We start from the raw sequence: 22883 nt of genomic DNA, 5'->3' as shown, positions 1-22883 counted from the left end.
TGGCTCCGGGCTCGTCGCGGGTGACCGTCCACTCGACCTCGACGGTTGTGTCCGGGGCGACCTCGATGACGTCGACGAATCGTGCCCCCACCGGCACCGGGCGGTCGGTGTTCTCCCCGCGGACCGCCTTCGTCGCAGCGAAGGTGCCGACCCAGTTGTCGGGAGTTGCCATGAAGGCGTAAATCTCCGCTGCGGACAGTGGAATGTGCAGGCTGACTTCGAGCGTGGTGTCGAGCACTGGATGATCTCGATTCCTGCCGGCTGGGGGCGGGGGTTGGTTCAGGGTTCAGGGTCAGGATTCGTTGGAGAGCATTTCGGTTCGGTCAGGTGCGCCGGGGCGAAGAACTCCGCCAGCGGAACGAAGCCGGCAACCATACCGAGAAACTTTTTCCGGGTTTCTGGACTGTTCGCCGCGGCCACCAGCAGCGCGGCCAGTTCGGGGGGGAACGCCAGTTCGCCTACCGTGCAGGCAAGCCGGTAGGACGCGGCGGTCGCCTCGTCGCGATGCCGCTGGAAATCCGCCAGGGCGGCGTTCATCGGCTGCTGCCCGGACAGGCCGCGGTCCACCGCGGCCGCCAGCAGGTCCGCCTGGGTGAAGGCGTCGAGCATGCCCTGGGCGGTCACGGGATCGCGGTGGTAACCGGCGTCGCCGACCAGCGCCCAGCCCGGCCCGTGGCCTGCGCGGTAGTAGTTGTCGGGGTAGAGGGAGCCGTGGAAGCGTTCCTCGCGCCGGCCGCGGGTGGCCAGCTCGTCGGCCAACTCGGGGAAGACGGCACGCACGACACCGAGGAAGTTTCCCGGCACGTCGGCCCGGAACTCGGCCAGGCGCTCCCGCCGCCGCATAACCGCAACCACGGTCAGGCCGTCGTTAGTCGGCCAGCAGCCGATCTGGGCCCCGTTGCGGAAGCGGGCGCTGTGCTGCCGGTCGAGGCCGCTCCAGTACGAGTAGTAGATGAAGCTGGCGGCCGGTACGACGTTGTAGAAGGCGGCGTTCATCGTCGCCGCGATCGTGGAGCGGGGGCCGTCCGCGCCGATGACAATGGCGGCCCGATCCTCGGCCGCGGCGCCGCCGGAGCGCCGGGTGCCACCGCGGATACCCACCGCGCGGCCGTCGGCTACCAGTACGTCGGTCACCGGGTAGCCCAGGCGGACCTCGACGCCGGCGTCGAGCGCGGCGTCCAGCAGCATCGCGTCCAGCACGGTGCGCCGGGGTGCGTAGGCCGCGCTGATGCCGTCCACCGGATCGACGCCGCCGGTGATGACGCTGTCCTCCCAGGACAGCGTCATCTCGGTGATCGGCGGACACCCGGTTCGGACAAGTCGGTCAAGCAGCCCCCAACCGGCCAGCTGGTGTGCCCCGGCCTGGGGCAGATAGTGGGTGGACAGCGTGTCCGCCGGAAAGGTCGCGCGGTCGACCAGCAGCACCCGGTGGCCGCGCCGGGCCAGCAGCATGGCCAGCGGGGAACCGGCGCACCGGGCACCCACCACAATTGCGTCGTACATCCAGTCAACCCTTCTGAACGAGCGTCGCACACCCGTGCCGGTCAGCCCCGTCCACCGGTCAGCCGAGCCGGTCCAGGACGTCGGCGACGACCCTGCGCACGGTCGGCCCGAGACTTCTCCAGGCGGTACCGAGGTCGTCCGCGAAGAACCGGCGATATCCGGTGTCGACGGACCGGATGCTCGCCGCATACCCGGAATGGAACAGAACCGGAATCTTCAGCCCGGGCGCGGTGGCGACGGCGACGGGGCCGGCATCGAGCGCGAGCGCGTCGAAGACCTGGATCTCGGTGCGGTCGGCGTGCTTGAGGAAGACCAGCAGCCATCCGTCCCCGCTACCATCGCCGTTCTCTCCGCCGGGCGCGACGTCGCCGTCGCCGGTGACCGGCACGTACACCGGCGACTCGCCGATGGTGCCGGTCGGAAACGACCACGAGCACTTCTCCGTCATCGTCTCGAGGTCGATGCACACCACCGACGAGGCAGTCCCGCCGGCCGGCAGCTGATCCACCGGCACGACCCGGTGCGGGTGGTCGCGGTACATCTCGACGACCCGGCTGACCAGGCTGTCCGGCGGTGCTCCCCAATACGCCTGCCACAGGTACCGGCCGCGTTCCAGGGCCGGGCGTCGCAGGTCCCTGGCGTAGAGCAGGGTGCCCCAGTGCCGCCGGGGCTCGAGGAAGTACCGGGTGGCGCGTACCTCGCCGGTGCGTCCGGCGATGACGTACCGACCCACCGGTGAGGCGTCGACCGGCGTCGGGAGAAATCCGCGCAGGCTGGCCGGGAAGTGCTTCCCGGACCCCCAGACGGTGTCGGTGTCGGTGATCGCGTAGTTGATGTCCCAGCCGTTCGAGTGGGCGACGTACAGGGTGATGTCGTCGCCGTCCTGGGCGTAGTCGGCGAACTCGTGGAACGACTCGTAGGGCACCCGGGCGTGCGCCACGGGGACAGCGCCCCCCACCCGCCTGGTGGTCAGATCCCTCTTCGCCACCAGATAGATATCGGTGAACGGCTGGTGCGGCCTGGTCCGGTTCCGGCCGGCGACGCTGCCCGGCTCGGGCCGGAAACCGATTTCGGTGAAGATGACGTAGTCCCTGGTCACCGTCACCTCGTGGGTGCCCTGCACGATGCGGGCGCCCGGTACATGCCAGCTTTCCAACGCGCCGCTGCCGTCCCAGCGCACCACCCACAGCGGCCCCTCGACATCGGCCGTCGAATTTCCCCGGGGGCGTAGGTGGATGTTGCACCACCACAGGCAACCGTCGTCCAGGTCGACGACCGGATGGGACGTCGTCTGCACACCCGGGAACAGCGGGTGCGCGCCGACCTGCGGGTATTCGTCCACGCCACCGAGAAAACTCTTGAAATCAAAGGTGACCGGATCGAACTCCACCGGCCGCTGCCGATCGGAGGTCAACAGCAGCCGGTCGCCGAAGAAATGCGGCGCGGTGTGGCTCACCGCCGGTCGCGCGCCCACCAGCAACCCGGCCAGCTCCGCCGGCGGCAGCACCGAGCGCAGCGCGCCGAGAATGGCCAGGTCCGGAGTGACGACCCGGCGCGTCTGCCAGCGCTGGGTGGCCAGGTCGACCCGGGTGAGCATGCCCGGCCCGGTCAGGAAGAAATCGAGCGCGGTCGGCTGGGACGGACCGACGACGAAGGCGTGTCCGCGCAGGCCGGCCGGCCACTGCCCGGCAGTTGTGGTCAGCTCGACGTCATACTCGCGACTTGGTTCGAGGACATGGTAGAGCGCGTGATCCATGCGACTCCTTGTCGGTGCCCCCGCGACGATGACCCACCATGTTTTGGGTTCAACGCTATGTCGTTCTGAACAGCTGCTCTGAACAGCTGCTCTGAACGGTTGTCCTGACACGGCCCGTTCACCGGCCACAGCCAGATTACAACAGCTCACCACGCCGAAAAACACCGGCCGTCCGTACCATTGTCCGCGTGTATAGATCTATAGGGGTCACGCTGAGATGCGGCAAAAAGGGGCAGTGGGGTGACCGCGTAGTACGTCAACAACACCAGCGGCGCGAGCCGATGCTGATCAAAGGTGGTCCGCTCGGCCACCCAGCCGACCTGGTCCGCGGTCACGCGGAAGCGCCGCCATCCCGATCCGGCGTGCCATGCCGGGCGATCGCGACCGTCGCCCGCCGGCCGGCGCGTTTGGGTACGAGCAGGACCGGCTGTGGCATGGCCGTTGCCGGGGGCAGGGTGGCCGTTTCCGGGGACGGGGGGACAGCGAAGGGAATCAGACAGGCGGCCTCGGCGACGCTCGGGGTGCCGAGCGCGGCGTGGGCGGCGGCACCGGGATGGGGCACGTCGACGGTGGCGAGCAGGGCGGCGGGATGGCCCACCAGCGGCCAGCCGTGGTGGCGGGCGGCGGCGACGACGCCCGGTTCGTCCCGGCGGGCCTCGACCGTCGCCATCCGGCGCACCGCGCTCGCCGGCGCCGCGAGGTCGTGCAGCGCCGCCTCGACCAGCTCCAGGATCTCCGCCGCCGTCACCCCGGGCCGTGCGCCGACACCGACGACCAGCCTCCCGTCCCCCGGTTCCGCTCCGGTCACGCCGCGCCGGGCTGGATCCGGCCGGGTGGGCCGGCGGGCTTCGGGGCGCGGACGCGGGGTGCGGCGCCGGCGGTGTCCCGGCCGTCCTCCCGGCGGGCCGCGCGGGCGGCGGCGAGCAGGCGGGTGGCGGCGCCGGGCCGTCCAGCCCAGTGCAGATGCAGGTAGGAGGCGTGCACCCGGCGGTACACGAACCCCTCGGACATCCACGGCGACGCCGCCTGCTGCCCGCCGCGCCGGCCACCACCCGCCACGCGTCCCGGTGCGGGTCGGGGCGCGGTTTCGGGTACCGGCAGCCACCACGCCGCCACCCACGACGACCCGGGGGGCGGGCCTGCGGCGCCGTGGGCGGGGGACGGCGACCGTGGGTCGCACGGCGCCCGGCCGGGTGGGGGCCGTAGGACCGTACGGTGGAACTCGTGGGCGTGCACGGTGGTCCCGGCCGCCGCCAGGGGGCTGTCCGCGGCGGCGATCGCGCTGCGGTAGCCGAGGGTGAGCCGCGGGCCCATCACCGCCTCCACGTCGAGAACCCCGCACATCGGCGCGCCGTCCAGGGTGCGGGCCAGGTAGAGCAGTCCGGCGCACTCGGCGGCGACCGGCCCGCCGCGGGCGGCGAACGCGGCGACCTCGGCGCGTAACCGGGCGTTGTCGGCGAGCGCGGCGACGTGCTCCTCGGGNAAACCACCGCCGATGATCAGGGCGTCGGTTCCCGGTGGCAGCGTCTCGTCGCGCAGCGGGTCGACGGGGACGACGTCGGCGCCCGCGGCGGTGAGCAGCTCGATGTGTTCGGGGTAGCCGAAGGTGAACGCGGCTCCCCCGGCGACCGCGACCCGCGGGGGCCGGTCGGGCATCGCGGGCATCGCCGGGTCCGCTGTGGTGACCGCTGCCGGTCCGGCCGCGGCGAGCACGGTGGCCGGCTCCCAACGTGCGACGCGCAACGGCGGCGCGGTGCGTGCCACCCGCAGCAGGGCGTCGAGGTCGCAGGCGGATCCGACCAGCGCGCCGAGCCGGTCGACGGCGGCGACGGCGGCGGGTCTGCGTNCCGCCGCCGGCACCAGACCGAGATGCCGCGAGGGGGTGTGGACGGCCTGTTCCCGCGGCAGCGCGCCGAGCACGGGCACGGCGATGTCGTCGAGTGCCTCGGTGAGCAGGTCGCGGTGATGGGGGGAACCGACCCGGTTGAGGATCACCCCGGCCAGGCGGATCCGCCGGTCGAATCCGCGGAACCCGGCGACGAGCGCGGCGATCGAGCGGGCGGCGCCGGAGACGTCGACGACGAGCACGACGGGGGCGTCGAGCAGCCGGGCGACGTGCGCGGTGGAGGCATGGTCGGCCTGCTCACCGGGACCGGGACGGGCCACCCCGTCGAACAGGCCCATCACCCCTTCGACGACGGCGAGGTCCGCGCCGCGGGCCCCGTGGGCGAACAGCGCGGCGATGCGCGCCGCGCCGCAGAGCACCGCGTCGAGGTTGCGGCCCGGCCGGCCGCAGGCCAGCGCGTGGTAGCTGGGATCGATGTAGTCCGGGCCNACCTTGTGCGGGGAGACGTGCAGGCCGCGGGCGGTGAACGCGGCCATCAGCCCGGTGGTCACCGTCGTCTTGCCGGCGCCGCTGGCCGGGGCGGCGAGAACCAGCCGGGGAATGTCGATCTCCGCCCGGGGCTCGCTCACCACTCGATGCCCCGCTGCCCCTTTTGCCCGGTGTCCATGGGGTGGCGGACCTTGGTCATCTCGGTGACGAGGTCGGCGGCGTCGAGCAGCTCCCGGGGGGCGCGCCGCCCGGTGACGACGACATGCTGGCGGCCGGGGCGGGAACGCAGGACCTCGACGACCTCGTTGACGTCGAGCCATCCCCAGCGCAACGGGTAGGTCAGTTCGTCGAGCACGTACAGCCGGTAGGTCTGGGCGGTGAGGTCCCGGGTGATCTGCGCCCAGCCCTCCCGGGCGGCGGCACCCGGGTCGCCGTCCGGGTCGACCCGTTCGCGTACCCAGCTCCAGCCCGCGCCCATCTTGTGCCAGGTGACCGGGCCGCCCTGGCCGGAGTCGGCGAGGACGTGCAGCGCGCGTTCCTCGCCGATACGCCACTTCGCGGACTTGACGAACTGGAACACTCCGACCGGCCAGCCCTGTGACCAGGCGCGCAACGCCAGACCGAACGCGGCCGTCGACTTCCCCTTGCCGTCGCCGGTGTGAACCATCAGCAGCGGCCGGTCGCGGCGCTGGCGGGNGGTCAGCCCGTCGTCGGGGACGGTCTCGGGCTGTCCCTGCGGCGTCAACAGGCCACCTTTCCGGACGTCGCGCGGGGCGTCGCGCGGGGAGTGAGATGGTGCAGGGAGTCCAGCGGGATCGTGACGCCGCCGAGGGCGCCCGCGAGCCGCTGGGCCAGGCCCAGGCGCAGGAAACCGTTCTCGCAGTCGACGACGACGCTGCTCAACTCACCCCGGCCGCCGCCACGCCCCCCACCGCCACGCCCCCCGGTACCGGCCCGTCCGCCCGTCGCCGGTCCGGCCGCGCCACCGGCGGCGCGCACCAGCGCGCGGGCCACCGGCAGCGGGTCGTCCCCGGCGGTCGCCCGGCCGTCGGTGACGACCACGAGCAGGGCCCGCCGCGTCGGATCACGGCGCCGTTCGGCGCGCAGGACCTCACCGGCGAGGCCCAGCCCGGCGGCCAGCGGGGNCCGCCCGCCGGTGGGCAGCGCGCGCAGCCGGGCCGCGCCCACCTCCACGCTCGAGGTCGGCGCGAGCACCACCTCCGCTCCCGACCCCCGGAAAGTGATCATCCCGATCCGGTCGCGGCGCTGGTAGGCGTCGACGAGCAGGGCCAGCACGGCCGTGGTGACCAGGGTCATCCGCGCACGGGCGGCCATCGACCCGCTGGCATCGACGACGAACAGCACCAGGTTGCCCTCCCGGCCGACGCGCACGGCGCCACGGCGGTCCGCCGGGACCAGCACGAGGCCGGGTCCGCACCGGCCGCGGGCGGCCTGGAACGGGGCGGCGGCGAGCAGGGTCGCCGGCAGATGCAGGCCGGGTGCGTCCGCGGCGGTGGTGACGAGCGCGCCGCGGCTGCCGCGGGCCGGGGATCGACGTCCGGTGGCTCCCGAGGAGGTTCCGAGGCCGGCGACGGTGAGCAGCCGCGGCCGGCTCGCCGCCGCCGGTGCGCCGGCGAGCCGGGTCGAAGACGCCGTCGCGGTCGAAGACGCCGACGGGGACGGTCGTGCCGACCACCGGTCCCCGCCGTCCCCGCTGTCCCCGCCCTTCCCGTCATCCCCGCCGTTCCCGTCATCCCCGCCGTTCCCCGCGCCGCGGTTCCCATCCCCCGCACCGTCGCAGCCGTGGGAACCGCCGTCACCACGGGGCGCGCCCCCCGAACCGCCGCCGTCGGGCGGGTCGTCATCGGGGCGCGCATCGTTCACCGGTACCCCGGATTCCCCGGCACCGGATTCCCCGGCACCGGATCCGCCGGCTTCTTCGCCGGCTTCTTCGCCGGCTTCACATTCGCCGGCCTCGCGTTCGGCCCCGACGCGCTCGTCGAGAGCGGCCAGGGCCTCGTCGAGGACGGCGTCGAGGGTCTCGTCGTCCATTCCGGGGGCGTCGAACGGGCCGCGGCGGCGGCGATGCGGTAGCGCGAGACGGGCACCGGTACGGATGTCGGCGGCGAGCACCGTGGCGCGCCCCGCCCACGCGGCGAGTGCCATCGCGGTCTTGGCCAGCACCACGTCGGCGCGCATGCCGTCGACGTCGCAGCCGGCGCAGATGGCGGTGACGGCCCGCAGCGCCGCGTCGGTGAGCCGGACCGTGCCGAGCCGGCCGCGGGCGGCGACGACCCGGGCCGCGAGTTCCGCCTCCGCGTCCGCCCAGGTCGCGGCGAACCCGGCCGGGTCGGCTTCGAACGCCAGCCGTCGGCGGACGACCTCCGCGCGCACCGCCGGGTCACGGCTGGCCGCGACGTGCACGGTCAGCCCGAACCGGTCGAGCAGCTGCGGACGCAGCTCGCCCTCCTCCGGGTTCATCGTCCCGACCAGCAGGAACACCGCCGGATGGCGCACCGACACCCCGTCGCGTTCGACGTGGGCGACCCCGAAGGCGGCGGCGTCGAGAAGCAGGTCAACGAGATGGTCCCCCAGCAGGTTGACCTCGTCGACGTAGAGCAGCCCGCGGTGGGCGGCGGCGAGCAGACCCGGGCGCAGAACGCTGACCCCGTCGGCCAACGCCCGGTCCAGGTCGAGGGAACCGGTTAGCCGGTCTTCGGAGGCGCCCACGGGTAGTTCCACCAGCCGGGCCGGACGGGTCAGTGACGGCGACGGCGCGGGATGCGGGCCGTCGGGGCAGTCCGGTAACGGCGCGTCGGGCGCGCAGGAGAACCGGCAGCCCTCCGTGACCGTCACCGGGGGCAGCAGGGCGGCCAAGCCGCGCACGGCGGTGGACTTGGCGGTGCCCTTCTCCCCACGCACGAGGATTCCGCCCAGCGTGGGGGAGACCGCGTTGAGCAGCAGGGCCAGGCGCAGGTCGTCCATGCCGACCACCGCCGACAGCGGGAAGCTCACCACGGTGTCGACGCCGTCGAGGCAAGCGGGTGTCGCCGGTGCGTCGTGTGCACCGGCTGCGGCTGACAGGATCGACAGGATCGACAGGATCGACACGACGGATACCACGGATGCCGATGCGGCGCGTGCGGCCGGGATGGCCGATGTGGCAGTGGTACGGGCATGCCGGGGTCCTCCCAGGGTCCTCGCCCATGGTCATCACGGCGACGGCCGGAGTATCCTGGCTCCCGGATCGACGCGCACCTTCGGCCTTCCAGCCGCCGCTGCGGCCGTGGCCCGTCGCCCCGCCGGGGCGGCTCGGGGTTCCTCTCCGGACCCCTGGTCGGGCGATCGCCGGGCACGCCCGCCTCCTCGTCGGCGAGCCTGCCCAGGAAGGGTTCGCTTCCCGGTGACAGTGGCGGGACCGCGCCGGACTCGCACCGGCTTCCTCCCCCTGCTGTCGCGTCTGTCAGCATGACATATCCGTCGGCGACCAGTACGTCGTCTCGACGACCAGGACGTCGAGACGACCCTCCCTCCCACCCAGATGACCATTGGGTGCTGACCGCTGACCGCTGACCGCTGACCAGACGCCCTGTGCTCGTTGAACCGGCGCTGGTCGTGGGCGAGGATCGCGGGCGAACTGGTATCCCGGCCAGCCCGAGGCCGGTGGACACGGGGGTGGCGACGTCATCCTCCGCGGTCGCGTCTGTCAGAATGATGTCTCCCGTCGACGTTCAGAAGGGCACACACCTTGCCCGACGATCTCGATCCCGCCGCGGGAATCACCGGGGACGCCCGCGGCCGGCTGCGTGCCGACTGCGGGCGCTGTTTCGCGCTGTGCTGCGTGGCNCCGGCNTTCNCCGCCTNGGTGGACTTCGCGATTNANAANCCCGCCGGCACGGCCTGCCCCAACCTGAACGCGGGCTTCCGCTGTGCCGTCCACGAGCAGCTGCGGCCGCGGGGGTTCCGCGGCTGCGCCGTGTATGACTGCTTCGGCGCCGGGCAGCAGGTCTGCCAGGTCACCTACGGCGGGCGGGNCTGGCGNGCGGCCCCGGACAGTGCCCGGCAGATGTTCGATGTCTTCGCGGTCATGCGGACGCTGCACGAGCTGCTGTGGTATCTGAGCGAGGCGCTGAGCCGGCCCGCCGCCGCCCCGCTGCACGCCGAGCTGCATGACGCCCGCGCTCGCACCATGCTGCTGACCTGCGCCGACGCCGACACGCTGCTCGCCGTGGACGTCCCCGCGCTGCGTCAGGCGGTCCATCTGCTGTTGCTGCAGGCCAGCGACCTGGTCCGCGCCGAGCTGCCGGGCGGTGCCGGGAACAGGCGTCCCCGGCGGCGCCCCCGCGGCGCCGACCTGCTCGGCGCGAACCTCGCCGGGGCGGATCTGCGCGGCGCGGCGCTGCAGGGAACCCTCCTGATCGGCGCGGATCTGCGGGGGGCGGATCTGCGCGGCGCCGACCTGCTCGGCGCTGACCTGCGCGACACCGACCTGCACGGCGCCAACCTGCACGGCGCCCTGTTCGTCGTTCAGGCCCAGCTCGACGCCGCCCGCGGGGACGCCACCACGGCGCTGCCCCCGGCTCTGACCCGCCCCGTGCACTGGACGCGCACGGCGGACCCGACGCGGCCGGACCCCAGAACGCACCCCGTGGCGGGCTCGGGCCCCGGGCCCGGGACGGTGCCGATCCCCTCGTCGTCGCCCAGCGCGGCCCGGCCGCGGCGGTCGGCGAGTTCTCCTCGGTCGCCTCGTTCCCCTCGGTCGCCTCGTTCCCCACGCCGCCGCTGACCGGCAGACCAGTCGTCGCCGGCGCCGGGTCCGATCCCCCGGTCGGGTCACGGCGCGGAAATCACGTCTTCACCGGCGGGATGGCGCGTCAGGATGGGACCATGGCACGCGAGGATACCGGCGACATCCGGCAGGACCCGGAACGGGACGCCTGCATCACCGCCACGAGCATGTTCGTGGGCATCACCGGGACCACCGACATCGGCAGAGGAATCGACCCGGAATCGCTGCAGGAGGTCCTGCGGCGGGCGTTCACCCTCGTGCGCACCATCGTCTCCACGCATGGCGGCTCGGTCGAGAGATTCATCGGGGACGCCGCGTTCGCGGTGTTCGGCGTTCCCGAGCCGCATGTGGACGACGCGCTGCGCGCCGTCCACGCCGCCCTTGAGATTCGGGCCGCGACGGAGGCGCTCAACACCGAACGGCACCACAACCGGGACCTGAGGCTGCGCGTGCGGATCGGGATCAACACCGGCGAGGTCACCGTCGCCGGTGGCGCCAGTGGCGACCCGGTGAACGTCGCCTCCCGGTTGGAACACGCCGCGCCCGCCGGCGAGATCTTCATCGGCGGCACCACTTATCATCTCGTCCGGGACAGCGTCACCGCGAGCGAGGCGGATCCCCTCGTCGTGCAGGGCAGGCCCGTCCCGTTGCGTGTGCACCGGCTGATCGGACTGGCCGCTCCGTCGCCGGCCGCCTGAGCACTACCGGCCGCCGCCGGTGCTCCGGCCCCGGATCCGTGGGCGAGCGGGACGAAGGGCGGTGCGGGACTGTCAGCGGCGCCGGACGCGACGTGAACCGGTCCGCGGGATGGCGGCCGGTTGGGGGCCGCGGCCCAGCCCGCCGTGGCGGACCTGCATGTGGGTGGCGAGCAGATGGGACGCCTCGGCCTTGGTGGCGACCCGGTCCGAGGTGATACCGCAGTACGTGCAGGTGTATCTGGCCATCATGAGGTCCCTTCGGATGCTCGGGTAGGGCCAGAATGCGGCAANGCCGCGACAGACGCATCACATTCCCAGTTCGCATACCTATCTGAGACGCTAATCTTCCACGTGTTTGCATGTCAATCTGGTACGCCCATAAGGTGGGTGGATGCCCCGCCCGCCGTGGACGCCGAGGACGCAGGCTCACCATGAGCTCATGGCCGCCCTGTCCGCCTCGGTCGACGCTGCCTGCGAGGCGGAGGAAAGAATGTGGGAGGCCGCCCGCGCCGCCCGCGCCGGCGGGGTGCCGATCGACCTGGTGGCCGCGCTCACCCGACGCGGACGGACCACCGTCTACCGCCATCTCCCCCTTGGACAGGATCTCGGCGACGCCTGAACGCGCACCGCTTTGCCGGCGGTGGCCAGCAGTCGGCTGTCCGGGGCGAAGGCCACCTCGCGCACCGGCCCGACCCGCACCTGCATGCCGGGGACGCCGCGTGCGCGGTTCCGTCCACGCCGGATCCCAGGCCGGTCGGGTTCACAGCCCGACGCGGCCGGAGGGGTTGTCGCGGTCGAACAGCCGTCCGGCGCGGACGTAGCCGTCGAGCGACGCTGAGGAGCGCCACCGGCCCTGGCGCATGATCGACCGGTCGGCGACACCGGCGCGGGCGGCGGCGGTGGCGAACCCGGAGCGCAGCGAATGCCCGGCGAAGTCGGCCGGGTCGAGTCCGGCGGCGGCCACCCGGCGCTGCACGATTCGGGCCACCGAGCCCGGGTAGAGCCGCCCCGGCGCGACCTGCCCGTGCCGGTTGACCGCGCGGAACGCCGGCCCGTCGGTCAGCGCGGCGGCGTCCACCCAGGCCCGCCAGGCCCGCACCGGGCAGGTCGGCCGGTAGGAGCCGTAGGCGACGCCGACCAGGGCACCGGCGGCCTCCTGGTCGGTCTTCGACGCCCGGATCGTCAGGACGACTCCGTCGGGGGTCTCCAGCAGGTCGGCGACGTCGAGGCCGACGAGTTCGGAGCGGCGCAGGCAGCCGGCGAATCCGATCAGCAGCAGGGCCCGGTCGCGGACGTCGGCGAGGTCGTCGTCGCGCAGCCCGGCGACGACCCGGGCCAGCAGGGAGGTGTCCAGCGCGGCCTTGCGGTTCGGGCGGACCCCGCGGGTGCGGCGGATACCGTCCCAGACGGCGCAGACCTCCGGTGCGCTCGCCGGGTTGGGATGGCGACCGAGCTGGTGGGAGACGGAGATCGCGGCGAGCCGGCGGCGGATCGTCGAGGGCTTGTACCCGGCGTCGGCGAGCGTGGCGAGGTAACCCGCGACCGTCGCCGGGGTCGCCGGCAGCGGGCACAGCGGCACCGTCTGACGTTCACACCAGGCCCGGAACTGACGCAGGTCACTGTCGTAGGCCCGCCAGGTCGCCGTGGAACGCGCGGCGCGGGCGTAGTCCCCTACCCGAGCGAGCAGATCGGCGGTGAGCTGTCCATCGGTGCCCGGCGCCAGGACCGGCACCGGCGGCTGTGCCGCGCCGGCGGAGCCGGCCGGTAACGCACGGGGGCCGGCGATCGGCCTGGTGGTCTCGTCGTTCACCGCCGGGGCGTCCGGGCATCCTGGGGCATCGAGATCCACCCTAGTCCGCCGCGACTCGCCCGGCCTCGCCGCGGGAAACGCTCAGCGGGCCTCAGGCGGACCGGTTCCCGGATCCACCCGTGGCCGGCGTGGCCGGCTCGGCCGACGGCGGAGTGTGGGGTGCGGCGGGCGCGGGGNCGGNGNCCTGGGNGGGNGCCGCGGCAACGGCCGCGGNAGGGGCCGGCGCCTCGTCGTCGTGCAGGCCCTTGATCTCGGACTTGAAGATCCGCAGGGAGCGGCCTAGGGAACGGGCGGCGTCGGGCAGCCGCTTCGAGCCGAACAGCACGACGACGACCAGGATGATGATGATCAGTTCGGGAGCGCCGATGTCACCCACGGGAACCATCCTTCGGACGGGATCCGACGCACGGTCGGCCTGGTCCACATGTTACGACCGGCCGCCGCCCCGTTCGCAGCCCCGTCCGGTGATCGGGCCACGGCCGGGCCGATGATGCGGTGGCGCCCGGCCCGGTCCGGGAGGGCGCTCGACGGGCATCTCGACAGTCATCTCGACGGGCAGGCTGTCCGCAGGACGACGTTTCGGATGTTGTTGGATGTTGTTTGACGAACCGGGTCGGTCGGGTATACGGCGGACGTCCTACTCCTCGATCATCGGTCGACCATGATCATAGGTCGGCCATCGATGATCATTATTGGTCGGAGGTCTTCCATGGTCTGGACCCTCGTCAGTTGGATGCTGCTTGGTCTCGTTGCCGGCGCGGTCGCGCGCCTGCTCGTGCCCGGACCTGATCCGATGAGTATCCCTGCGACGATCCTGCTCGGCATCGTCGGCTCGTTCGTCGGCGGTTTCCTCGGCTACGTCCTGTTCAACCGTGATCTCAGCGAGGGCGCGCTGCAACCGTCCGGCATCGTCGGCTCGATCATCGGGGGTATCGTCGTGCTGCTGGTGTGGCGGGCGGNGGGNCGCCGCCGTACGTTGCACCGCTGACGCTCGTCCCCGAGGCCGCCTCACGGCAGCCCGGTGCGGTGGGTTGACGCGGCGATAACCGGCGGAACCCACCCGCACCGGATCCGGGGGAACGCACATGGCGGGGACCGCAGGGAGCACCGCGTCCGGGATCGTGGGGGCGCGCCTGTGCGCGCTCCTCGTGCGGGTTCTGCTGGGCGTGCCGGCGGTGGGGCTGCTCGCCGTCGCCTGCGGCCCGGACACCCCGGCCGGTCCGCACGCCATCGCGGGGGTGCATCCCCCGGGCGGCCCGACTCCCGCGCACAGCCCGAGCCCCAGCCCCGAGGCGACACACAGCCCGCGGGCCGCCGGTGCCAGCACGCCCTACTGCGGCCCGAGCCGCTACGTCGAGGAGATCGTCGTGCAGCAGTGGGCGGACGGCCGGTTTCGCATCCAGGTGCGCCCCACCCCCGAGGGGCGGCGCGCCGGGGACCCCGGCCAGGTTGCCGCCGAGATCTGGCAGGCCGTGCAGGGGTGTGTGACGGGCCTGCGCGGCGAGGTTGCCGACAGTCTGCGTGACCAGCTGGCGTGCCATCAGAACTTCGCGCAGCTACCGGCGCTGAACGGCGGGAAGGGCTTCGCCACCGGCGAGACCTACGACCTGGAAAGCTGGCGGCCGGCGCCGCGTCCCGGCGGCATCCGGACATGGATCTCCACCCGCTGCGGGAACACCCTCGGCACCGATCCCCCCGGGCCACCGGCCAGGATCTACCGGCCGGACGGCGTACGCCCCCAGCGGACGGTCTCCGGCGAGCAGGCCTGACGGCGGGTTGACGACTTGGCGGTTGACGACTTGGCGCACGAGCCCGTGTGATCAGCCCCCACGTGATACTGCTGATGTCAGTTCCTCGGGGTCCAGCGGCGTCCGAGTGCGGCCAGGAGCCTGTCTTGGGGTGGGCTGTCGGCGGGCGCGGGCTGGGCGGCGGCATACATGCCGGTCGCGGCGAGCTGGCCACCGAGTGCTTCGACGGCGGGGNGCGTCGCGGTCACCGTGTCGGGATCGAGCTGGACGGTCTGCCCGATGGTGGTGGCCAGATCCCAGGCGTGGACGAGGGGCTCGATGACGGCGACGGTGAGGACCTCGTCCACGCTCCGGGCGCCCAGGGGGGTGTCCACGACGGTGGCCGGGTCCAGGGCCGCGAGGGTGCGTTCGGTGTTCTGGTGGGTGCGCTGCCAGGATGCGCCCGGATCGGGGCCGGCGAGGGCGGTGAGGAGGGCGGGATCGGTGACGGGCGGGCGGGGGCCGTGCCCGGTGAGCAGGCTGACGATCTGCTGCTGGCCGTCGATGACGTGGCCGGTCAACTGCCGCCCGGTCCACACCGGGCAGAGGGACGGGGCGTCCCACCGGTCGGCGGGCACGCGAGTGACGGCACGCGAGTGACGATGGTGGTGAACGTGTCGAGCGCACGGCGGTAGCACTGCAAGGAACGGGTCATGACTCCTTACTCCTTCCGCGGGGTGAGCAGGGGACCGAGCGTCCGCCAGGCGGCGTCGGCCAGGTCGTCGGCGACGAGCGTCGGGGAGCCCGCGGGGCGGGCGAGCCAGTGGCGGCTGTATTCCTGGGCGGGGCCGATCCACAGCGCGACGACGACCGCCAGGTCGGGCCGGTCGGACCAGCCGTGGCCACGCAGCCAGTCGGCCACCGCGGCGAAGAAGCCGCGGTTGTCCGCGGCGGTGCGCTCATCGATCGAGCCGCGCAGGACATCGACCGGCGCGGTCAGCAGCAGTCGGGCCAGCCGCGGATGCTCTTCCACCCACCGCAGATGGCGGGTGACCAGGCGGGTCACGCCATCACGGGGCCCGGTCGAGGTGTGCAGCTCACCCCACAGCGCGCCCTGATGATCGGCAAGACCCGCACCCACCACGGCCGCGGCCAGGTCCCCCCGGGTGGGGAAGTAGTGAAACAGGCTGCCGTTACTGACACCGGCCCGACGCCGAACCGCCTGCATGGACGTGGCCTCCCAGCCCTGCTCCAGCACGCAGGCCACGGCCGCGTCCACCAGCCGGGCCCGACTGGGCGCTACCCCGACACCTCTCATAACCCCGACACCTCNCATAGAGCACCACTCTAGAGTAACACTCTATACGGACGTCCCGCGATCCTACCGGGACTCTCCGTACGGACGAGCCTCGGTAGGATCGCCGGCCATGGACGCGGGCGTGGGAAACACGTTGATCTCCATCCCGCCGGGGCGGGTGACGCTGTCCGACCGGCGAACGCAGCGCAGCTGGTCGGTCGAGCTCGCGCCGTACTGTCTCGCGGCGTTTCCGGTCACCCAGGAGCAGTACGCGGCGGTCGGCGGCCAGCGGCCGAGTTCGGCCCGCGGGGACCGGTTGCCTGTCGAGGGGGTTTCCTGGTGGGACGCGGTCCGGTTCTGCAACGCCCTGTCCCACCGCGACGGGATGGCGCCCGCGTACCGTGTCCAGGCCGACGGCGAGGGTGTCGGCGGCGAGGGTGTCGAGTGGGACACCCGCGCCGAGGGGTACCGGCTGCCGACCGAGGCTGAGTGGGAGTACGCCGCCCGAGCCGGCACGAGCGGCCCGCGGTACGGGCCGCTCGACGACATTGCCTGGTACCGCGGCAACTCCCACGGGCGAATCCATGACGTGGGCGGCAAACAGCCCAACTCCTGGGGCCTGTACGACATGCTGGGCAACGTGTGGGACTGGTGCTGGGACCTGTACGACACCGAGGTCTACGGCACCTATCGGGTGCTGCGGGGCGGCGGGTGGTTCGACGAGCACTGGAGCTGCCGGGCCTCCGTACGCCGCCGCGGCCACCCGGCCTTCCACCTCGACGACGTGGGGTTCCGCGTCGCGCGTTGCGCCGTGCCCTGACCCACGTCGCATCCGTGCTCACGCACCGGTCCGTGTTGCCCGCCGGACGAGAGCGATCCTGATCAGGTGGGGCCTGATCAGGTGGGGTCGGGGCGGGTGGGGCTGGCGCGCACGGCGCGAAGCTCCGCGGTCAGTTCGTCGACCTGGCGTTCGGCGCGTTCGGCGCGGGCCCGGGCCTCGGCGCGGGCCTCGCCGATCACAGTGAGACGTTCGGCGGCGGCCTGACGTTCGCCGGCCAGGCGTGCCTCGCCCTCGAAGCGGACGCGGTCGAGTTCGGCCGCCGCCTCGGCACGCACCCGCTCGGCCTCGGCTGCCGCGGCGGCTCGGCCCTGGTCGAGCTGCGCCGCCGCCTCGGCACGCACCCGCTCGGCCTCGGCGCGTTCGCGGCGGATGTCCTCGCGCAGGGCGTCGCGTTCGGCGCGTAGCTCGGTGAGGGTGTGCGCGTCGCGTTCGGCGTCGCGCCGGGCCTCCTCCAGCCGCGTCGAGGCCCGCTCCCGGGCGGCGACGGCCTCGTCGATGCGCCGTGCGGCCTCGACGCGGGCCGCCTCGATCTCGGTGGCGGCGCGGGCGGCGGCGGCCTGGACCTGCGCGTCGGCCTCGACGNGGGCCGCCTCGGCGGCGTCGTTGGCCGCGCGGACCGTCTCGGCGGAGTGCTCGACCACCTGCCGCCTGGCCGCCTCGGCGGCGGCCAGGCGGGTCTCGGCGTCCTCCAGGGCGCTCACCGCCTCGCCGGCGACGGCCTCGGCCTCGGCGCGGGCCGCCTCGGCGGCGCGGGCCCGCTGCTCGGCGCGCACGGCACGGGCCACCGCCTCGGCGACCCGTTCGGCGGCTTCGGCCTCGGCCGCCTCGACGGCCGCCTCGACGGCGGTGACGTCGCCGAGGGCGGACATCTGCCGGCTGAAGGCGTCGAGGGTGCAGGTCAGCTCGGCGGCGAGGGCGCGCACCTGAGCGGCGAGGTCCTCGGCGCGCAGCCGACCGGCGGCCAGCGGCAGGGTGGCGAGGTCGGCCCGGGCGGCGGGCGTGCCGGCGGAGTCCGCACCGCCACGCCCGGCGAGCTCACGGCGGCGACGGTAGGCCGCGAGCCGGTTGTGCGCCGGGTCGTCGCAGTACGCCGGCGGGCGCCCCGGGCCTTCGGCGGGGGCGGCGGGTCGGGTACATCCCGGGAAGGCGCAGCGCGGCGCCGTCGCGGCGCGGGCCGCCGCACCCTCGGACCCGGCCGCACCGCCGGACGGCGCCGGGTGTCCGGACGGGGGCGCGCCGTCGTCCCCGCCGTCGTCCCCGCCGCCGCGGGCGCGGGTGCCTTCGGGGACCGCGTGGCCGGCCGCCGGGCCGGCGGTGGATCCCTCCGGCGTCGCCGGGCCGCCCCCAGCCCCCGGCGCTCCTCCCGAAGACGTGCCGGCCGCCGGGAGCACGGGTTCGCCGTCACGGGGACGCGGCGGCCGCATCGGCCCCACCGGTTCAGGCGGCTCCCGACGCTGGTGCGGCGGTCGTGGCACCCGAGACATGACTCATCCCCTCCACTTACATATCGTCGCAAGCGATGAAACGTTTGAAAAAACGTTATACCACGAAACGGAACGTTTCAGGGGAGCGCGTGGCATGGCGCGTCCTGACGCCCGATAAGCCTCCCTTCCCGGGCGTCAGAAAATGATCATCCCGGGATGGTTCCCTGTGACCGGCCCCGGTAGATGGCCGGGTTCCGGCCGCTTTGTTTGGCAGGGACCGCGCTGGCTCGGGTGCACATGGGCCTGGGGGGAATCGGACCAGCGCATGCGCCGACATGGTGATCCGGTCCGGTCCAACTTCAGTGGCACGAACTGCCGGTGGGCCACCTCGGACTGTTCCTACGGTGTGCTACAGCAGCGCAGCGCACCCGTGCGGTGTGGCTGTGGTCCGTGGAGTCCTATCCTGTCAGGATGCGCGAACCCACGGCGGGTCACGAACGCCCGGTGCGCGGCTTCGAGATGATCTGCGAGATCGAGCCGCCGACCCGGCCGGACCTGACCCACGCCCGCCACCAGATCGGCGTCCTGAGCCCCGTCACCGACGCGTTCCTGATCCCCGACAACCACATCGGACGCGCGACGGTGTCGAGCATCGCCGTCGCCCACGAGGTGGCGACGATGGGGGGACGCAGCATCGCCTGCGTGAACTCCCGCGACCGTAACCTGCTCGGCTTCCGCCGCGACCTGCTCACCGCCGCGGCCTACGGCGTCGAGGAATTCCTGTTCGTCCACGGCGACAAACCCACCGCCGGGAACCGGACCGGCGACCTGACCGTGCGCGCGATGATGGACGAGGCCCGCGCGGCCAGCGAGGATCCGGTCTTCGCGGACATGCCGGCGTTCCGGGTCGGCGCCGCGGCTGGCCTACGTCCACTGCCCACCTGGAAACGAGCGGCCGACTTCCTGTTCGTACAGATCAGCTACTCGGTGGACGCCCTGCTGCGCTGGCGCGACGCCCATCCGGTCGAACTGCCGATCTACGCCGGCGTCATGGTCCTCGCGAGCGCCGGGATGGCCCGCCGCCTCGCCGCGGCCATCCCCGACATCGACATTCCCGACGACCTCGTCCAAGCAGTCGAACGGGACCAGGCGGCCGGGGTCGAAGCGGCCTGCGACCAGGTGCTACGGCTGCGCGACAGCGGCGCCTTCGCCGGTGTGCACCTCGTCCCGGTTAGCCGCTACCGCCAGGTCGCCACCCGACTTGAGGACCTTCTCTAACCGCCCGGGCCGGAGTGAGTGACACAGGGCACCCCGACAGTGATTATTAGTACGAAGAGATGTCGATCTGTCGCAGAGCAACATCGTCGGGGGATGTGGTGGGTGGACGCCGAAACAGCAGGAGTGCCAGGAAAAGGGAGGGCTGGTGGAGGTGGACAGCTATGTTCGTTGTGCTGCCCGTCAGTCTGATCGTCCTCGTGGCAGCGTGCAGATCATCTTCTCAATCTCATGTGCCTAGCCCATCCCCCACAACCTCCGGAACGGAAGAGCATTCGAGTACTCCTACCGGCTTCGCGATCCCCACGCTACCCCAGCCGCATCCCACAATCGACCAGAAAAAATCAATCAATGGACAGATTCCTGGGGTCTCGGCAGCCGTTTCGCGCGGTGGTGGCGGCGGAATCCCGAGCGTGCGCCCCGAATCGGGGACTCCACCTCCTTCCAGTCCTCGGGTATCCCCGCCGGATGGCGATAATGCTCCCGCGGGAGGTGGGGGAACCGCGCCTTCCTCGCACATTTCCGGGGGCGGGTGAGACACTTTTCTCGCTTTCTTTTATATCGCACAATTCGGCCGGAAGAGTGGCCTGGCGGGAGTTTGTGTTTATGGGACGATGTCGACGCGGAGTCGGGTGGGGTCCTCGGTGAGGATGACGACGGGTGCGCCGTTGTCCTTCGTCCAGCTGGTGGGTAGCAGGAACCAGCGGTTGGCGCGGTAGGCCAGGACGTGCAGGCCGGTGTAGCGCCAGCGCCAGATGGTTTTGGCGGGTGTGAGGTCGACTTCGTCGACCTGGTAGTCCGGGCTTAACGGGAGTCGGTCGGTGCTGTAGACGATGGCTGCCGATCGTTGCCCGACGGTCGCGGCGATGCCGCGGGCAAGCTGGTTGCCTTGGCGATCGGCTTCGACGGAAAACCCCCAGAACAGGGCGATCAGCAGTGTCGCGGCGAGAGTGGCGCGGCGTAGTCGGGTCAGCGGGGCGGACATCAGCGGTGGGGGTGGTCCGCGGCGGGCGCGGCGGCGGCGTCGCCGGTGACACTGCTGTTCGGCTAGGTGGACGGCGTACTCGGTCAGCACGGCGGCCATGCCAAGCGCGACCGGCGCCACCCGCACAGGTATCAACTTCAGGTTGATCAGGTCGAGGCTGCCGGCTGCGGTCAGGAACAGCAGCATGGCAACCAGCCCGGTTGCGGGAGAGGCCCCCCGAGCGACGCGGGAGGTGGGGGGACGTCGGCGCAGCTGCCGGGTGAGCAGGGCGTGGCCAGCCAGGGTCAGCAGAACCAGGAAGGCGAGGAAGATCAGGGGACGGAAGACGACCTGGGCGCTGCGGAGCACCAGATCCTGGAAGGAGAAGTCCAGCTGGCTGACTTCGAGGCCGAAATAGCCGAACAGGGCCTGCGCACGGACGAAACCGAAGTCGTAGAGCAGCGCGGTGAGTACCGTTACCGGAGCCAGAACAATCCCGAACAGCTCCCCGATCCGGGTAAGCCACGCACCCCCGCTGTCTCCCCCACTTCCGGGGGCCGTCGGCGTCATCGACGAATATCCACAGAGGTGGGAAGAGTGACGTCGAGGCGGGTGACGGTCTGCTCGGGTGGGGTGGTGTCGAGCCCCCATTCACCGAAGCGGCGGACGTTCTCGCGGATGTACGGGCTGATGGTGGCCAGGTCGTCGGGTTCGACCACCTGCCCTTCGGCGACGAGCTGGTTAACGACATCGGTGATGTCCAACGCGTTCTGGTGGATCACGCAGTTCGCGGTCAGCTCGTTGAACTTGACGATCTTCTCGTGATGGTCGGGATCGTTGTGGCCGATCAGGTCCCCGCCGAACATCAGCCAGTCGGCGAAGCCGTGGAAGGCCTCGACCTTGCCCAGACGGCGCAGCAGCGTGACCGAGGAGCGGACGCCTTCCCGGATCGAGATCGCGGCGCGGATCAGATTCTTCCAGCCGGCCTCCGCCAACGTTTTGATCACCAGCCGGCCGGCGCGTTCGGAGACCTCCCCGATCGGATCGGCCGCCCCCGCAGCCTCCTCCTCGATCGATGCCACCAGCCACCCCGTACTACACCCCCGATAGTGATCGGCAGGATACCGAGCGACCCAACGCCGTACGCCACCGGGCTACAGCCGCCCGTTGCCCCTTTCTGCCGTATCTCGGTGGCCTCCCTACCAGGTCGGTTCCCCACAGATCCTGGTCGAGTGCGTTCGGAGACGCGCAAGAACAACGGTGTGACTCCACGTCGGCAGGAGCGCGTACCCGCGGCCGTCAGCGCGCCCGCTGGCCGCCCGCCACGGCTCGCGGTCATCGTCGAGATCCTACCGCACCGCCCGCGAAGTCCTCGTCATCGGAACCTGACCCAACCCGCGCACCAGACTTGATCACTCTCAGGCCCCGTCTTCGCAGCGCGCTACGGTTGCCGGCATGCANCCNCCNCCGCCACGCCCGCCGACACTGCGGGTCATGCAGGCCAGCACCGCAGGCGAACGCGAAACCCTGGAAGCGTTCCTCGACTTTTACCGGGATGTCCTCGTCCACAAGGTGCGCGGTGTCAGCGACCAGGACAGCGCACGCAGGATGCTGCCCTCGCTCACCACCCTCGCCGGCCTCGTCAAACACCTGACCGTGGTGGAGCGAAACTGGTTCGGTCGGCTGACCGACGACCCCGACACACTCCCGACCGGCCAGGAAGACACCAGCTGGGTGCTTGCCGACACCGACACCATCGACTCGCTGCTGGCGGCGTACGACCAGGCGTGCGCAGCCTCCCGAAAGGCCGCGGCCGGGTACGCGCTCGACGACATCGTCGCGACCCCTGTCNCCCGCCCCGACCTACCCCAGGTATCACTGCGGTGGATCTACATCCACATGATCGAAGAGACAGCCCGCCATACCGGCCACGCCGACATCGTGCGCGAGCTCACCGACGGAGCGACCGGCGTACTCGGGTAGCAGACAGCCCGTCGCTCCACCGGCCCCCGCGGTCCGTCGCCGCCGACGAGCTGGGGGTGGCCGTCAACGACGAGCGGGTCCGCCGGCAGGTGACCCGCGGCGGCGCCCACCATCTCGCGAAGATCGGCATGCTGCGACAGCTGGCCGGACAGGCTAAGAGCGTGTCTCACGTCGAGTGCGGGAGTTTCTTCCAGCAGGTGATCGCGGCAGCCAGGCAGAGGAACCCGAGGAAGTTGTAGCCGTTNCGTTCGTANCGNNNGNTNAGNCGGCGGTAGCCACCGAGCCAGGCCAGGGTTCTCTCGACTTTCCACCGGTGCCGGCCGAGGCGTTCGGTACTGTCCACACCACGGCGGGCGATCCGCACCGCGATCCCGTGCCGGCGCAGGAAACGCCGTCGTTCCGGCTGGTCGTAGGCCTTGTCCGCACGCAGCGTGGCCGGGTGGCGCCGCCGCGGTCCACGGCGGGAACGGATCGCCGGGAT

General features: G+C 72.3%; 22 protein-coding genes and 1 pseudogene. 8 read left to right on the top strand and 15 right to left on the bottom strand.

Annotated features, from left to right (window positions below):
• Positions 1 to 279: 279 nt before the first annotated feature.
• The 6 genes from CED_RS14535 to CED_RS14510 form a co-directional block, all read right to left on the bottom strand.
• Positions 280 to 1503, bottom strand: a complete 1224-nt coding sequence (locus CED_RS14535; RefSeq protein WP_023841339.1) for an NAD(P)/FAD-dependent oxidoreductase — start codon at positions 1501 to 1503, stop codon at positions 280 to 282.
• A 58-nt stretch (positions 1504 to 1561) separates the two neighbouring features.
• A complete protein-coding gene (locus tag CED_RS14530; RefSeq protein ID WP_011436709.1) occupies positions 1562 to 3259 on the bottom strand; it encodes a carotenoid oxygenase family protein in 1698 nt (565 codons plus the stop codon).
• A 331-nt stretch (positions 3260 to 3590) separates the two neighbouring features.
• Entirely contained in the window at positions 3591 to 4067 is a 477-nt protein-coding gene (locus CED_RS14525) for a cobalamin biosynthesis protein (RefSeq protein WP_011436710.1), read from the bottom strand.
• Entirely contained in the window at positions 4064 to 5737 is a 1674-nt protein-coding gene (locus tag CED_RS14520) for a cobyrinate a,c-diamide synthase (protein WP_035911462.1), read from the bottom strand. Before CED_RS14520 ends, CED_RS14525 begins: the two co-directional genes overlap by 4 nt.
• Positions 5731 to 6339 carry a cob(I)yrinic acid a,c-diamide adenosyltransferase gene (gene cobO, locus CED_RS14515; RefSeq protein ID WP_035911461.1) on the bottom strand — a complete coding sequence of 203 codons (609 nt, stop codon included), beginning with the start codon at positions 6337 to 6339 and terminating at the stop codon, positions 5731 to 5733. The genes CED_RS14520 and cobO overlap by 7 nt, the downstream gene beginning before the upstream one ends.
• Entirely contained in the window at positions 6336 to 8579 is a 2244-nt protein-coding gene (locus CED_RS14510) for a VWA domain-containing protein (protein WP_084680815.1), read from the bottom strand. The genes cobO and CED_RS14510 overlap by 4 nt, the downstream gene beginning before the upstream one ends.
• 763 nt (positions 8580 to 9342) lie before the next feature.
• Between CED_RS14510 and CED_RS14505 the strand changes: the two genes are divergently transcribed.
• A complete protein-coding gene (locus CED_RS14505) occupies positions 9343 to 10380 on the top strand; it encodes a pentapeptide repeat-containing protein (RefSeq protein WP_035911459.1) in 1038 nt (345 codons plus the stop codon).
• Positions 10381 to 10481: 101 nt separating this feature from the next.
• Positions 10482 to 11081: an adenylate/guanylate cyclase domain-containing protein gene (locus CED_RS14500; RefSeq protein WP_011436715.1), complete on the top strand. Its 600-nt coding sequence runs from the start codon at positions 10482 to 10484 to the stop codon at positions 11079 to 11081.
• Between the two features lie 72 nt (positions 11082 to 11153).
• Here the strand turns inward: CED_RS14500 and CED_RS24365 are convergent, their stop codons facing one another.
• The gene (locus tag CED_RS24365; RefSeq protein WP_023841343.1) at positions 11154 to 11330 is read right to left on the bottom strand and encodes a hypothetical protein; all 177 of its coding nucleotides are present in this window, start codon (positions 11328 to 11330) and stop codon (positions 11154 to 11156) included.
• Between the two features lie 142 nt (positions 11331 to 11472).
• Here CED_RS24365 and CED_RS14495 point away from each other — a divergent pair, with 142 nt between their 5' ends.
• Complete coding sequence (locus tag CED_RS14495) at positions 11473 to 11700, top strand: hypothetical protein (protein WP_011436717.1); 228 nt, start codon at positions 11473 to 11475, stop codon at positions 11698 to 11700.
• Positions 11701 to 11841: 141 nt separating this feature from the next.
• On the opposite strand, the gene CED_RS14490 is transcribed toward CED_RS14495, so the two are convergent.
• Positions 11842 to 12891: a site-specific integrase gene (locus CED_RS14490; protein ID WP_108913407.1), complete on the bottom strand. Its 1050-nt coding sequence runs from the start codon at positions 12889 to 12891 to the stop codon at positions 11842 to 11844.
• Between the two features lie 91 nt (positions 12892 to 12982).
• On the bottom strand, positions 12983 to 13267 hold the full coding sequence (gene tatA / locus CED_RS14485; RefSeq protein WP_035911491.1) for a Sec-independent protein translocase subunit TatA: 285 nt from the start codon (positions 13265 to 13267) through the stop codon (positions 12983 to 12985).
• Positions 13268 to 13600: 333 nt separating this feature from the next.
• Here tatA and CED_RS14480 point away from each other — a divergent pair, with 333 nt between their 5' ends.
• Both CED_RS14480 and CED_RS14475 read left to right on the top strand, forming a co-directional pair.
• Entirely contained in the window at positions 13601 to 13879 is a 279-nt protein-coding gene (locus CED_RS14480; RefSeq protein ID WP_035732971.1) for a GlsB/YeaQ/YmgE family stress response membrane protein, read from the top strand.
• 97 nt (positions 13880 to 13976) lie between these two features.
• On the top strand, positions 13977 to 14660 hold the full coding sequence (locus tag CED_RS14475) for a DUF2599 domain-containing protein (RefSeq protein ID WP_011436722.1): 684 nt from the start codon (positions 13977 to 13979) through the stop codon (positions 14658 to 14660).
• Between the two features lie 77 nt (positions 14661 to 14737).
• Here CED_RS14475 and CED_RS21595 read toward each other — a convergent pair whose 3' ends face one another.
• Positions 14738 to 15256, bottom strand: coding sequence for a TIGR03086 family metal-binding protein (locus CED_RS21595; protein ID WP_235187086.1), 519 nt, complete (start codon positions 15254 to 15256; stop codon positions 14738 to 14740).
• 83 nt (positions 15257 to 15339) lie between these two features.
• Positions 15340 to 15936, bottom strand: coding sequence for a TetR/AcrR family transcriptional regulator (locus CED_RS14465; RefSeq protein ID WP_011436724.1), 597 nt, complete (start codon positions 15934 to 15936; stop codon positions 15340 to 15342).
• A 109-nt stretch (positions 15937 to 16045) separates the two neighbouring features.
• Here CED_RS14465 and CED_RS14460 point away from each other — a divergent pair, with 109 nt between their 5' ends.
• Complete coding sequence (locus CED_RS14460) at positions 16046 to 16735, top strand: formylglycine-generating enzyme family protein (protein ID WP_035911456.1); 690 nt, start codon at positions 16046 to 16048, stop codon at positions 16733 to 16735.
• A gap of 77 nt (positions 16736 to 16812) precedes the next feature.
• On the opposite strand, the gene CED_RS14455 is transcribed toward CED_RS14460, so the two are convergent.
• Positions 16813 to 18180, bottom strand: a complete 1368-nt coding sequence (locus CED_RS14455; protein ID WP_235187085.1) for a hypothetical protein — start codon at positions 18178 to 18180, stop codon at positions 16813 to 16815.
• A 471-nt stretch (positions 18181 to 18651) separates the two neighbouring features.
• On the opposite strand from CED_RS14455, the gene CED_RS14450 reads away from it, so the two are divergent.
• Positions 18652 to 19458 carry a methylenetetrahydrofolate reductase gene (locus tag CED_RS14450; protein ID WP_035732966.1) on the top strand — a complete coding sequence of 269 codons (807 nt, stop codon included), beginning with the start codon at positions 18652 to 18654 and terminating at the stop codon, positions 19456 to 19458.
• A 601-nt stretch (positions 19459 to 20059) separates the two neighbouring features.
• Here CED_RS14450 and CED_RS14445 read toward each other — a convergent pair.
• Together CED_RS14445 and CED_RS14440 are read right to left on the bottom strand one after the other, a co-directional pair.
• Positions 20060 to 20989 (bottom strand): hypothetical protein, encoded by a 930-nt coding sequence (locus CED_RS14445; RefSeq protein ID WP_023841897.1) that lies wholly within the window; start codon positions 20987 to 20989, stop codon positions 20060 to 20062.
• Positions 20986 to 21501: a Tn3 family transposase gene (locus CED_RS14440; protein ID WP_011436729.1), complete on the bottom strand. Its 516-nt coding sequence runs from the start codon at positions 21499 to 21501 to the stop codon at positions 20986 to 20988. The genes CED_RS14445 and CED_RS14440 overlap by 4 nt, the downstream gene beginning before the upstream one ends.
• 412 nt (positions 21502 to 21913) lie before the next feature.
• Between CED_RS14440 and CED_RS14435 the strand changes: the two genes are divergently transcribed.
• On the top strand, positions 21914 to 22402 hold the full coding sequence (locus CED_RS14435) for a DinB family protein (protein WP_035911486.1): 489 nt from the start codon (positions 21914 to 21916) through the stop codon (positions 22400 to 22402).
• Positions 22403 to 22645: 243 nt separating this feature from the next.
• Here CED_RS14435 and CED_RS14430 read toward each other — a convergent pair.
• Positions 22646 to 22883 (bottom strand): annotated as a pseudogene (locus tag CED_RS14430) (transposase); the annotation flags it as partial.

The sequence above is a fragment of the Frankia sp. CeD genome, from assembly GCF_000732115.1.
In the GTDB taxonomy this organism is placed as follows: Bacteria; Actinomycetota; Actinomycetes; order Frankiales; family Frankiaceae; genus Frankia; species Frankia casuarinae.
The sequence above is the reverse complement of the archived record's forward strand: the minus strand, read 5'-3'. Positions and strand labels throughout refer to the sequence as shown.